The organism is Cytobacillus mangrovibacter, from assembly GCF_042865275.1.
Taxonomy (GTDB): Bacteria; Bacillota; Bacilli; order Bacillales; family Cytobacillaceae; genus Cytobacillus; species Cytobacillus mangrovibacter.
Genome location: NZ_JBIACJ010000011.1, coordinates 42,626 through 54,926 on the forward strand (window position 1 = coordinate 42,626; position 12,301 = coordinate 54,926).

General features: G+C 38.6%; 17 protein-coding genes. 15 read left to right on the top strand and 2 right to left on the bottom strand.

Going from position 1 to position 12,301, the window contains the following annotated elements; all coding sequences use genetic code 11:
* Nucleotides 1-127: 127 nt before the first annotated feature.
* The gene (locus tag ACFYKT_RS17820; RefSeq protein ID WP_389222331.1) at nucleotides 128-934 is read left to right on the top strand and encodes an alpha/beta hydrolase; all 807 of its coding nucleotides are present in this window, start codon (nucleotides 128-130) and stop codon (nucleotides 932-934) included.
* 203 nt (nucleotides 935-1,137) lie between these two features.
* The gene (locus tag ACFYKT_RS17825; protein ID WP_389222334.1) at nucleotides 1,138-2,232 is read left to right on the top strand and encodes a tetraprenyl-beta-curcumene synthase family protein; all 1,095 of its coding nucleotides are present in this window, start codon (nucleotides 1,138-1,140) and stop codon (nucleotides 2,230-2,232) included.
* A 25-nt stretch (nucleotides 2,233-2,257) separates the two neighbouring features.
* Here the strand turns inward: ACFYKT_RS17825 and ACFYKT_RS17830 are convergent, their stop codons facing one another.
* Entirely contained in the window at nucleotides 2,258-2,830 is a 573-nt protein-coding gene (locus ACFYKT_RS17830) for a class I SAM-dependent methyltransferase (protein ID WP_389222336.1), read from the bottom strand.
* Entirely contained in the window at nucleotides 2,827-3,795 is a 969-nt protein-coding gene (locus ACFYKT_RS17835; protein WP_389222338.1) for a TIGR01212 family radical SAM protein, read from the bottom strand. The genes ACFYKT_RS17830 and ACFYKT_RS17835 overlap by 4 nt, the downstream gene beginning before the upstream one ends.
* Before the next feature lie 234 nt (nucleotides 3,796-4,029).
* On the opposite strand from ACFYKT_RS17835, the gene ACFYKT_RS17840 reads away from it, so the two are divergent.
* The 13 genes from ACFYKT_RS17840 (at nucleotide 4,030) to ACFYKT_RS17910 (ending at nucleotide 12,277) form a co-directional block, all read left to right on the top strand.
* Nucleotides 4,030-4,296: a YtzC family protein gene (locus tag ACFYKT_RS17840; RefSeq protein WP_389222340.1), complete on the top strand. Its 267-nt coding sequence runs from the start codon at nucleotides 4,030-4,032 to the stop codon at nucleotides 4,294-4,296.
* 15 nt (nucleotides 4,297-4,311) lie between these two features.
* Nucleotides 4,312-4,473: a glycogen biosynthesis protein GlgD gene (locus ACFYKT_RS17845; protein ID WP_389222342.1), complete on the top strand. Its 162-nt coding sequence runs from the start codon at nucleotides 4,312-4,314 to the stop codon at nucleotides 4,471-4,473.
* 309 nt (nucleotides 4,474-4,782) lie between these two features.
* A complete protein-coding gene (locus tag ACFYKT_RS17850; RefSeq protein WP_389222344.1) occupies nucleotides 4,783-5,751 on the top strand; it encodes a hypothetical protein in 969 nt (322 codons plus the stop codon).
* A gap of 3 nt (nucleotides 5,752-5,754) precedes the next feature.
* Nucleotides 5,755-6,207, top strand: coding sequence for a cytochrome c maturation protein CcmE (locus ACFYKT_RS17855; protein ID WP_389222346.1), 453 nt, complete (start codon nucleotides 5,755-5,757; stop codon nucleotides 6,205-6,207).
* An 18-nt stretch (nucleotides 6,208-6,225) separates the two neighbouring features.
* Nucleotides 6,226-8,205 (top strand): heme lyase CcmF/NrfE family subunit, encoded by a 1,980-nt coding sequence (locus ACFYKT_RS22295; protein WP_449257598.1) that lies wholly within the window; start codon nucleotides 6,226-6,228, stop codon nucleotides 8,203-8,205.
* Nucleotides 8,202-8,720: a cytochrome c-type biogenesis protein CcmH gene (locus ACFYKT_RS17875; RefSeq protein ID WP_389222350.1), complete on the top strand. Its 519-nt coding sequence runs from the start codon at nucleotides 8,202-8,204 to the stop codon at nucleotides 8,718-8,720. Before ACFYKT_RS22295 ends, ACFYKT_RS17875 begins: the two co-directional genes overlap by 4 nt.
* A 46-nt stretch (nucleotides 8,721-8,766) precedes the next feature.
* Nucleotides 8,767-9,141 carry a hypothetical protein gene (locus tag ACFYKT_RS17880; RefSeq protein ID WP_389222352.1) on the top strand — a complete coding sequence of 125 codons (375 nt, stop codon included), beginning with the start codon at nucleotides 8,767-8,769 and terminating at the stop codon, nucleotides 9,139-9,141.
* Nucleotides 9,134-9,475: a hypothetical protein gene (locus ACFYKT_RS17885; protein ID WP_389222354.1), complete on the top strand. Its 342-nt coding sequence runs from the start codon at nucleotides 9,134-9,136 to the stop codon at nucleotides 9,473-9,475. Before ACFYKT_RS17880 ends, ACFYKT_RS17885 begins: the two co-directional genes overlap by 8 nt.
* A gap of 35 nt (nucleotides 9,476-9,510) precedes the next feature.
* A complete protein-coding gene (gene ccmA / locus ACFYKT_RS17890; RefSeq protein WP_389222356.1) occupies nucleotides 9,511-10,215 on the top strand; it encodes a heme ABC exporter ATP-binding protein CcmA in 705 nt (234 codons plus the stop codon).
* A complete protein-coding gene (locus ACFYKT_RS17895; RefSeq protein ID WP_389222358.1) occupies nucleotides 10,212-10,895 on the top strand; it encodes a heme exporter protein CcmB in 684 nt (227 codons plus the stop codon). The genes ccmA and ACFYKT_RS17895 overlap by 4 nt, the downstream gene beginning before the upstream one ends.
* The gene (locus tag ACFYKT_RS17900; protein WP_389222360.1) at nucleotides 10,896-11,606 is read left to right on the top strand and encodes a cytochrome c biogenesis protein; all 711 of its coding nucleotides are present in this window, start codon (nucleotides 10,896-10,898) and stop codon (nucleotides 11,604-11,606) included.
* Nucleotides 11,607-11,621: 15 nt separating this feature from the next.
* Nucleotides 11,622-11,753, top strand: a complete 132-nt coding sequence (locus tag ACFYKT_RS17905; RefSeq protein ID WP_389222362.1) for a CcmD family protein — start codon at nucleotides 11,622-11,624, stop codon at nucleotides 11,751-11,753.
* A gap of 17 nt (nucleotides 11,754-11,770) precedes the next feature.
* Complete coding sequence (locus tag ACFYKT_RS17910) at nucleotides 11,771-12,277, top strand: TlpA family protein disulfide reductase (RefSeq protein ID WP_389222364.1); 507 nt, start codon at nucleotides 11,771-11,773, stop codon at nucleotides 12,275-12,277.
* Nucleotides 12,278-12,301: the final 24 nt, after the last annotated feature.

Consider the following 12,301-nt stretch of genomic DNA (forward strand, 5'->3'; position numbering starts at 1 on the left):
TGGAAAGGGTGTACAGATGATTTTAACGGTACAAATGGAGTAATAAGTGTGATGAAATTCTGTTTCTAAGCTATAATTTATATAAAATGGAGATTGCGCTTCAACATAAGGTTTAGGGGGAAGAACGATGTGGAAATGGGAAGCTGAAGGAGAGGCTAAAGGAGTCATTGTGATGGTGCATGGTGCAATGGAGCATCATCGCCGCTATGGGTGGCTTATAGAAAAATGGCGATTATCAGGTTTTCATGTCATTATGGGGGATCTTCCAGGCCAAGGGATGACAACAAGATCGCGCAGAGGTCATATTGATTCATTTGATGAGTATCTTATTGAGGTGAAAGAATGGGTTCAAGCAGCCTATCAATTTCATTTACCTGTTTTTCTTTTAGGACATAGTATGGGTGGCTTGATTTCGATTCGATTGCTTCAGGAAGAAAGCTTGGAATTAGCAGGAGTGATTCTTTCTTCACCATGTCTTGGATTGATCAAAAAGCCTTCAAAAATAATCGATATTCTTTCACTTGGATTAAATGTAATTGTCCCTAGCCTTCGAATGGATTCAGGGATAACAGTCGAGATGGCAACTAGTAATCAAGATGTTCGAAATGCGGATGCAAATGATACATTATATGTAAAGAAAGTATCTGTCAGATGGTATCGTGAACTAATGGATGCAATGAAGCTTGGATTTGAAAAGCTTAATAAAATACAAGATGTTCCGCTGCTTGTGATGCAAGGAGGGGAAGATTTGATTGTTAATAAAAAAACAGTAACAGAATGGTTCAATCTCGCCCCTTTTTCAGAAAAGCGCTTTAAAGAATGGCCGAAATGCTATCATGAGATATTTAATGAACCAGATCGAGAAGATATATTTGAATATGCAAAGGATTTTGTTAATAGCCAAGTAAAGGCAATCGGCTATATTGAGAAATAAGAAGAAATTGTCTAGCTCCAGCGCCTACCCCCGACGTACAGGATGTACTAGTGTCGACAATGCGACAGGACGTCGCGCTTTTGTCGACCTCGAGGTCACAAGCCAATCTGTCAAGAAGGTTAAAGAACAACCTTCTTGACAGCTTGTCTTGTGCTTGTCGGGGGTGATCAAGGCGCTTGCGCATTTCGTTAAGGAGTGACTATATGAACGTTCCTTCTATGCCTATTAGTTTGATGTCAAAAGTATATCGAAGGATTTTGCCGCTTGTTCATAAGGAATTAAACTATTGGAAAGATAGAGCAGAGGCTATTCCAGATCCGGAATTGAGAAAGCAGGCATTGGCAAGTATAGAGCATAAAACTTTCCATTGTGAAGGTGGTTCGATTATGGCTTTAATGGCGAAGGAGCAATACCCCTTAGCCATTAAGTTCATTGTTGCTTACCAAACAATTAGCGATTACTTAGATAATTTATGTGACCGCAGCACCTCTCTCAATCCGGAAGACTTTGCAGCACTTCATGAGGCTATGTCAGATGCACTATCACTTGATGCGAAGCCGAAGAACTACTATCGGTTTCGTACGGAACAGAATGATGACAGCTACCTGGCAGACCTTGCGGCTACCTGCAGGAATGTCCTTTTAGAAATTCGGGACTATGAAAAAATAAAGAGCTACCTGTTAGAGCTATGTCACTATTATTGTGATTTGCAAATCCATAAGCATGTGAAAGTCGATGAACGAGTACCTCGTTTGCAGGATTGGTTTCATCAATATAAAGAGAGAATACCTGAAATGGAATGGTATGAGTTTTCTGCTTGTTCTGGCTCAACATTAGGGATCTTTTGCCTTATTTCCTATGCAATGAGGGATGATTTTGAAATTGACTATGCCGAAAATATCCGCAATGGCTATTTTCCATACATACAGGGACTGCATATTCTTTTGGATTATTTCATTGACCAGGAAGAAGATCGGGCAGGTGGCGATTTAAACTTTTGTTTCTATTATGAGAACGAAGAAAAGCTATTTGAACGATTAAAACACTTTGTTGTGGAAGCGGACAAGCATACAGAGCAGCTCCCGCATAAACAGTTTCATCAATTAATCAATCGTGGCTTGCTCGGGATTTATTTATCTGATACAAAAGTAAGAAAACAGAAGAATGTCAAAAGACTTGCGAAAAACATGATAAAAACTGGCGGCACCATTAGCTACTTCTTTTATATGAACGGAAGGGCTTATCGGACGATACAAAAATGGATTCCGGATTATTTTAAAAGAGCATTATTACGATAAAAAACCTGCAAAAATTTTGCAGGTTTTATCTTTTTTCAATTGCAATAATGAAAGGCGGATTATTTTGCTGATTGATAAATTGGTATTGCAACACATGGACATCCTTTTGTTCTAATTGTTTCACAAATGGAAGGAGAGCATCTCTTTCAATTTCCCCTTCTTGATGTCCATGGTAAATGACAAGCACAATGATGCCTTCTGGAGCCATTATTTCAAGTAGCTGTTCGATAGCAGAGATCGTTGTCGACGGTGTCGTTACAATTGCTTTATCTCCGCCAGGCAGATAGCCTAAATTAAAGATGGCTGCTTTTATTCTTCCATGCTGAGACTGTGGAACGCAATTTATTATATTTTCATGTCCCTTATGAAATAAGGTAACTCGATCAGCAAGCTGCTGATCCTCCAACCGTTTCTGTGTGTTTAAAACAGCTTCTTCCTGAATATCAAAACCATAAACCATTCCAGATTCACCAATTAAGCGAGCTAGAAATAATGTATCATGTCCATTCCCAAGCGTTGCATCAACTGCAAAGTCGCCAAGTGACAATGCTTTTTCTAATAATTGCCGGGCAAAAGGCAAAATTCCATCGAGCTTCATGCTTGAATCTCCACTTGACTCGATTGATAGAACTTACCTTGCCAGCTGTTTCTCCTCTTTAACTCCGCATCAATTGCATTAAGAACTTCCCACTTATTCACGCTCCACATTGGTCCCACCATTAACTCAATTGGGCCATCGCCTGTAATGCGGTGAATAATCATTTCCGGTGGTAAAATTTCTAATTGGTCGCAAACTAAGCTTACATAGTTTTCAAACGATAAGAACTCAAGCATTCCTTTTTCATATTGCTTAACCATTGGTGTTCCTTTTAAAAGATGAAGGAGATGGATTTTGATCCCTTGTACATCAAGCTTGGCTACTTCTTTCGCTGTTTCCATCATCATCTCTGGTGTCTCAAGTGGAAGGCCATTAATGATATGTGTACAAACGCGAATGCCATGCTTTCGCAGCTTTTCTACCCCTTCAACATAGCATTTGTAATCATGTGCCCGATTAATCAGAAGAGCGGTTCTTTCATGAACGGTCTGCAATCCTAGCTCCACCCATAAATACGTTCGTTCATTTAGCTCAGCCAAATATTCAACGACGTCATCTGGGAGACAATCAGGTCTTGTTGCAATAGATAAACCGACAACATTCTCTTGCTGCAGCACTCTTTCATACATATCTCTTAATACTTCAACAGGTGCATGCGTATTTGTGAATGCCTGGAAATAGGCCATATATTTGCCGTCTTTCCATTTATGATGCATTTTTTCTTTTATCTCATTAAATTGTGTTTCAAGGTCGTCTGCACGATTGCCAGCATAATCTCCTGACCCTGATGCACTGCAGAACGTACACCCGCCATGGGCAACAGTGCCATCTCGATTCGGGCAATCAAAGCCCCCATCAAGCGCAATCTTAAACACTTTATGTCCAAATTCATTTCGTAAATGGTAATTCCATGTATGGTACCGCTTGTCATCAGCTGCAAACGGAAAAGGGTTCTCTTTAGTCAATTCAGAAGCCTCCTGATAGTCAGTCTTTTCGAAAATACTGCATAAAATTTATCATATCATGAAGTAAGAATGTTATCCAAATGTAATTGTTTCAAGAAAAAATAGATCACACACAAACTTTTATCTAAAATTGCCAGTAATTTATATGGTAGGAAACACAAAACGTGAACAAACTAATGGTAGAAGCGTGATGCTTCTCATTAAACCCATTCTTTTATGCAGGAGGGGATACGTTTGGCTACTCGTGAGTCGATGGATACGCTTATTCAACAATGTGAGGATGCGATTCGATTTGCACAGGATCAATATCAAGAAGGAAGAATGCAAGAGCATTATAATGATGAAGGCTATACAAATGCGCTTCAATCACTTGAAGGTGCTTATAATGATGTAGCAAAAATGGCACTTAGTGCAAATTCGCAGCAGCGAGAACAACTCCACCGAATGAGGCTGCAATTACAGCAGCTCCAAAACCAGATGATTATTCTTCCGCACAACTAAGGAGGGGATGGAACGGTGAAAAAACGATCAAAGCAAAATAATCCAGAACAAAAAAACAGAAATGGTGTAAATAGCAATGACTTAGAATTAGGCAGTGACTTTGATTTAGTCAAACAGGCAAAGAAGTTGTATGAAAAAAAAGGACAACCTGTTAAATCCAAATTCCATCCTGAATAATGCTTATTAGTTGGCCCTAATGCTTCAGAGCATTAGGGTTTTATTTATCATCTGTATGGTTATTTTACATATTCTTCACGTTCACAAAGTGGTAAGAACTATCAGAATTAACGTGCAATTAGTCACAGAATTCCCCCCTTAGAAAATGGTTTAAATAAGGTAGGCAAATAAAGATGATTACATGCTTTCAATGTATACCTTTTTAATAGCTCATCCAAAGGCTGTGAAAAGTAATTTGTAAAAGTATACATGTGAAAACATTCACAAATTGTTCATAATATATAGCTATTAATGGAGAGGTGTCAAACGATGAAAAAGTTAATCCTTTCTTGGATAGGAATCCTAGTTCTGTTCTTAAATCTACCTGGATATTCCCATGCTGAGGATCAAATGCCTATTTTAAAGATGGAGGAATTAAAGGTACAAGTGATGCCAGAATATGCTAATCATCCAAAGGAGAAAGAAAAGAAAGATCCTTCTTTATTGATCGGTTACCATGGAACACTTGTAAATCAAACGGAAAGCCCGGTAAAAGGACAAATTGAAATTCCCCTTCCAATGAATGAGGGTGATTTTCGAATTGGATTTGTTGCTGACTATAATCGCGATTTAACGGAGCTAAATGAAATTGAATATAAAATGGATCAAAAAAACAACACAATTTCATGGGAAACGAGTGAAGATATACAGCCAAATGAGCCATATAAATTTGTTGTTGAATATTATACAAACCAATTAAACGTTAATAAAGAAACAAAAACACTTGATTATCAGTTTAAAAGTTTTTCAGATATTGGGTTGGTTAGCATTGTTTTTCTAGAGCCATTAAAGGCGGATAGCTTTCAATTAACCCCTCCTGCTGACTCCCACCAAGAAAATGGATACGGAATGAATATGTTTCTATACCAGATCCAAGGAATGAAACCAGATGAGGTGAAAGCTTTCCAGCTTGAATACAAGCGGGCGGAAACAAAAACCACAATGGAAATAATGGAAGAAATGACTGGGAATCCTGCACATGCAGAGAAAGCAATGAAAACAAATGAAACTCTTCCTATCTGGATTGTGATCCCCGTGGTTGGAGGAGTGAGCGCTATAGCAGCCTTCTTGCTTATTTTCTTCCTGAAAAGAAAGAACAAGGTTAAACCTAGCCACAATAAGGGACCTGAAAAGACGAAGGATCACGACCATAAAAAGGCAAGATTACGGACAATGCTTATTGAAGGAAGCATCTCCGAACATGAATATAACGAACTGTTAAAAAAATTAGGGGGCTAAGAAATGTCTAAAAATAAAAAGATTATCTTTGGTTTATCTCTCGTTGCAGCAGCGATTATGATTATGTTTTTTGCGACAATGCCAAGTGCAGGAAGCAAGGAGATTACAATAGAGGAATTGCTTGGGCAAAAGGACAACTACAAGGATGAGTATGTCATGACACAGGGGCTTCTCAACGAAGACACTATCAAATGGGATGCAGATAAGATTGAATTGACATTTGAAATCGTCGAAGAAGAAAGCAATACCTCACTCCCGATTACTTATAAAGGGGTAAAACCAGATAACTTTTCTGAGGATGTCATCGTGATTGTTGAAGGATTTCTTCAGGGAAACGGAGTGTTTGAAGCAGAAAAGGTCCAGACAAAATGTCCTTCTAAATATGAGGGTGAGGATACAGCGAACTATGATGCACAAAGGCATAAGAATCTAAATGAAGATAAGCAGGATGAATAAGACAAAGCGGGTGACAACATGTATTTAATCGGCCATATCACACTCATACTAGGAATCGTCATTTCGTTGTACGCAATAGCTGCTAACCTGATTGGAATCAAGAAGAAAGATTCGAGATGGCTTGAAAGTGCACGGGGGGGAGTCCTTTCACTTGCATTTGTAGCGAGTATTGCAGCTTTCCTATTATTCTATTTACTCGGTACGAGTCAATTTCAATTCAAATATGTTGCTGCATATACAAATAGTCAGCTTCCCATTTTATATAAACTTTCAGCTTTCTGGGCAGGAAATGAAGGATCGCTTTTACTATGGACGTTTTTATTAAGCATATATGCAGGAATTGTTGTTTTGAATAGGAAGAAACAAAACGAAATGATTCCGTATGTTTCTATTATTTTGTTGATAAATATGCTCTTTTTCTTCACTGTCATGGTGTTTAATGCAAATCCATTTAGTATGACAGATAAAATTCCATTGGATGGTAAGGGGCTAAATCCAATGCTCCAAAATCCCGGAATGGTTCTCCACCCTGTCACCTTATATATGGGATATGTTGGTCTTGCTGTTCCATTTGCGTATGCCATTGCCGCACTGCTAATGAAAAGAATGGATGCGAGCTGGATTAAATTAACGAGACGCTGGACATTAACAGCATGGTTATTCTTAACGATTGGAAACATCGTCGGAGGTTGGTGGGCTTATCTAGAACTAGGCTGGGGCGGCTATTGGGCCTGGGATCCGGTAGAAAATGCATCCTTCCTGCCTTGGTTAACGGTATCAGCCTTCTTGCATTCGATGATGATTCAAGAACGAAAAAACATGCTCAAAACTTGGAATTTAAGTTTAATTATTTTGTCTTATATTCTAACTCTATTTGGTACATTCCTTGTTAGAAGCGGCATTTTAACAAGTGTTCATGCTTTTGGTAATAGCAATCTAGGAACTTACTTCCTAATCTTTATGGCAGCTATGATGATCTTTGCGATTTATGTAGTAGTTACACGTTATCAGCTTATTAAAAGTGATAGCAGGCCAATTGAGTCTTACTTTTCAAAAGAGAGCAGCTTCTTATTAAATAACTTCATTCTAGTTACCGCTACTTTTGCTGTTTTCTTTGGAACAATGTACCCGCTGATTTCAGAAACCTTAACGGGAACGAAAGTGAATGTAGGAGCACCTTATTTTAATAAAGTCATGGCACCGATTATGCTTGCCCTGCTTTTCTTAATGGCTATTTGTCCGCTCATTTCTTGGCAAAAGGCAGTATTTAATCGATTTATAAAAAATGCTATAGCTCCATTGTTAGCAGCGGTCGTCTTTGCCATTATCCTTGTGGCTATGGGTGTTAAAGGGATGTATGCCATTGTCGGATTAACTGTCACCGCATTTATGTTCATCATTCATCTTGCTGAATTTTGGCGGGGAATAAAAGCAAGACGGAAGGCAACGAAGGAAGGCTTCATCAAGGCAGCAATCCAATTAACGATGAAAAATCAGCGAAGGTATGGAGGTTATATCGTTCATATTGGAATGGCGATTATTGCTATCGGAGTCATTTCATCGAATGCCTATTCAGAAGAGATGATGAAAACAGTCAATAAGGGAGAAAGCTTTCAAGTCGGGAATTACGAGCTAACTTTCCAAGAGCTGACTGAAACAGATAAGAACGGAAATGGGATTGTCACTGCAAACATGGATGTCTTATATAAAGGGAAAAGCAATGGAACGATCCTTCCAGAAAAAATATTTTATGGAACATGGCCGGAGCCTTCGTCAGAGGTGGCGATAAAAACGAATTGGAAAGAAGATTTATATGTCGTGCTCAGCTCATGGGAAAGCAAGGAGAAAGTGACATTTGTTGTTAAGATTAATCCTTTTGTTAGCTGGATTTGGGCAGGCGGAATTTTGATGATGATTGGGACTGCTATTGCCCTTATTGGAGGGAAAACATCAGCTTCCTACAGAATAGGAAGTCGAAAGGCAGGTGTCCGGGCATGAAAGAATTATCTAGAAGGCAGATGATAAAATGCTCGCTTGCTGTAATAGCCACAATCATATTGATTGACTTAGGAGTTAATGAGAAAAGCGTAAAAGCTAAAGGGAAATATGATTATAATTCTAAGGAATTCAAATCTATTATTAATCAGTTAGATATGCAGGGACATGCCGATCATGATATTTCTACTTGTTCCATTAAAAAAGTCTATTATGAGGAAGTTGTTGAGGCTTTAAATCAAGGACAGTCAGAAAAGGAAATTCTGCAAGCATATGTGGATGAGTATGGCCAGGCAGCGTTAAGAACTCCAGCAACAGACGGAAGTGGATTAATCGCTTGGGCTATTCCTGTAATTGGATTTCTATTAGGGGCAATTATAGTTGGCTTTGGTATTAAGAAATTGACAAAAAAAAATAGAGATTCTGATGTAACAGTGGCAGAAATGGATGGGATCACTGAAACAGAAAGAGAGATTATGGAAATAACCTTTGAAGAAGAGCGGCGCAAGCATTTTTAAAAGGAAGTGGACTCTTACCTCTCACTTCTGGAAAGGAGCGATTCGTATGGATTATGTATTTTTATTCGTCGGTTCCATTATTGTCATTTCATGTTTCTATTTTATTGTGTCCCCTTTTATTAACATCAGAGGCGATAAACAAAGCTTCACGGATGAAAATGAAGCTGAAATGCCTTTAGAGATGATATACACAGCGGTCAATGAGCTTGAAATGGATTTTCTAATGAAGAAGCTGGATAAAGATGATTTTGAATCGATGAAAAAAAGATATCTTACACTTGCAGCTGGCTATTTAAAAACAGAAAACAGCTCATTAATTAAGCGGCCAAAAGCAAAGCGAAATATCGATGAGACAGATCGGGAAATCTTAAAAGAGCTGAACAAACTGCGTAAGCAAAAAGGAATGAAGGAGAGTGAGTGAGATGCCTCCGCTCCATCCAGATTGGATTGTAAACTTTTGGCTGGGGACACCTCTTCTTAATAAGATAGACCCCCATGCAATGTTCACTTTTCTAGTGGCAGTTGCTGCAATTATAGTCTATCAGAGAAGAAAGCTAATTAGAAAACAAGAGTTAGATACTGATGAAAAACAGTTTCAACTGCTTTTAAAGAAAAAAGCGGTAATTGAAGAGCGTATGGCTTTGTTAACTACACAAAGGAATCAAGAGATGAGTGAAGAGCTTTATTTAAATAGTATGAAAGAATATGAGCAGCATTTGGAAAAAGTGAAAAGGGAGCTGCTTCGATTTACGTAGAGCAACTCAACCTCTTACAGAAAGAGTTGGATGATATGCTTGAGCTAAAAAATATTACAAAAGTGATTGGTGAGAAGATTATCCTAAGAAATTTCTCATTGGCACTGGAGCAAGGAAAGAGTGTAGCGGTAGTCGGTCCAAATGGGGCTGGAAAGAGTACATTTTTCAAACTTGCTGCGGGCCTGATGCAGCAGACAAGTGGGGAAATACTCCTAAATGGAGAGCAAATCAAGAAAAAATCGCTCCTTTTGAAGAAAAAGGTTGGTTATCTTGGTCATGAATCTTTTTTATATAATGCTTTAACACCGATTGAGAATTTAACTTTTTATGGAAAGCTATACAAGGTAAAAAATATGGAGGAAAAGATAACAGAGCTGCTAAGAGCAGTAGGGCTTCACTATTTTAAAGATATTCCTATTCGCTCTTTTTCAAGGGGGATGATGCAGCGTCTAGCGATTGCTCGAGTCCTACTTGCGGAGCCGGAATTCCTTCTGCTTGATGAACCGCATACTGGATTGGATCAAGAGGCGGTTAGCCTGCTGAATCAGCTAATTAAAGAGAGGCAGAATAAAGGCGTTGCAATCCTATTAATCTCTCATGATTTTGAACAAGTGATCAATGTGTGTGATCAGGTACTCATATTGAATAAAGGAAAGGTGGTCGATGAGAAAGACATTGATCACCAAGCGGGATTGATGCCATTTAAGAAATGGTATGAAGCGGCGGTGAGTAGGAAATGATGACGCTGCTCGCGGATGCCGTAACGATTGCAGTGAAAGATTTAAGAAATGAATGGAAGTCAAAGCAAACTATTGGAATGATGATCATCTTTTCAAGTCTCGTTATTTTAATTTTCAGCTTTGCATTTGATCCAACGAATAATACGGTGAAAGCGATTATCCCTGGCTTGATTTGGGTGATAACGATTTTTGCTGGCTTGCTCGGGTTAAACCGCTCATTCATATCGGAGCAAGAGAACGATTGTTTAACAGGATTAAGAGTGGCACCGATTGATCCATCTAGTATTTTTCTTGGTAAAGTGCTTGCTAATCTTCTTTTTGTCATCATTGTTCAATTAATTAGTATTCCCATTTTATTCTTGCTGTTTGATTATCGATTTACTGGCAGTATGATTTGGTTTTTATTAATCGTCTTTGTCGCAACATTTGGCTTCATTATTGTCGGAACCTTCCTTTCGGCACTGGCATCCAATGCGAAAAATAGTGAGATGCTGCTGCCAGTTCTGCTGCTGCCACTACTAAGTCCACTGATGATTGCAGCTGTTCAGGCAACAAAAATTGTACTTGAGCAAGATGGGATCAAGGATGCTATCTCTTGGCTTCAGCTAATGGCTGGATATGATCTGCTGTTTTTTGCCGCCTGCTTTTTCTTATTTGACTATCTGATGGAGGGATCGTAAATGAAACAACCGTCTGGGTTTGCAGAGCGCATAATGTATATACTGCTTGTGCCTGCTATGTTCATTTCTTTATATTTAATTTTTATTTGGTCGCCTATTGAAAAACAAATGGGGGCTTCCCAAAAAATATTTTATTTCCATGTCAGTACAGCTTGGGTCGCATTTCTCGCATTCTTTGTCGTAGGATTTTATTGTATTATGACGCTGAAAAAACCGACAGAATCCCGATTTATCAAGGCTGGTATTTCAGCGGAAATTGGTGTGGTTTTTACAACGATTACTCTTTTAACAGGAATGATTTGGGGGAAATCTGCTTGGAATACATGGTGGACATGGGAACCACGGTTAGTAACGGTTCTTATTCTATTATTCATCTATATCGCTTATTTATTTGTTAGAAAAATGGAGGGCTCCTGGGAAAAAATTGCGAAGCTTTCCGCTGTGTTTGGAATCATTGGATGTATAAATGTCCCGATTGTATTTATGGCGATTCGCTGGTGGAACACCAAATTACATCCAGTCGTTTTTGGTGAAGGGAAGAACCAGAGTGGTGGTGGGGTAGAACCAGATATGCTTGTTACCTTATTATTCTGTATTGCTACAATTACCCTTCTCTATGTTTTCTTAATGTGGAAAGGTATAGAAATTGAAAAGATGCGATTAACCGTGAGGAAAGCAAAATCAAAAGTGATTGAAAAATTAGCAAGCTAATAGGAGGCAGGAATCATGGGATTTTTATTTATGGCTTACACAATTATTTGGGCATTATTAGCAGGTTATATTTTTATTCTTGGCAAACGCCAAAAGGATCTAAAAAAAGAGATTCAGATGCTTGAAGATTGGAAATCAGAACAATAATAAGCAGGTGATGAAGAATGAGAAAAAAACTTGTCCCACTCATAGTGATCATTATTGTCGCCGGCGTTCTCGGAATCCTGATTAATGGGATGAGTGGGAAGGCATCTGCGAATCCTGGTGACGAGGCCATTGATTTTCAATTAAAGGATGTGGCAGGAAATGACTTTCTGCTCTCAGATTATAAAGGGCAAGTAGTGGTGTTGAATTTCTTTGCTACATGGTGTCAGCCATGTATCGATGAGGCCCCAGAGCTGGAAGCGTTTGGAGCTGAGTATGAAGATGCCGAACTCCTGCTAATTGCAAAGGGCGAAACAAAAAAGAGAATTGAAAAATATATAGAAGAGTCTAATTCGAAATTACCTTATTTACTAGATACAAAAGAAGAAGTATCAAAGAATTATAGTGTCATTGGGCAGCCTGAAACAATTATTATCGATGAAAACGGAGTGATCGTCGAAAGATTTTCAGGACCAACAACAAAGAAACAATTAATTGAAATCGTTGAGAGTATTCACCAATCCTAGGATTAAAATGCTGAATAGGCGTTT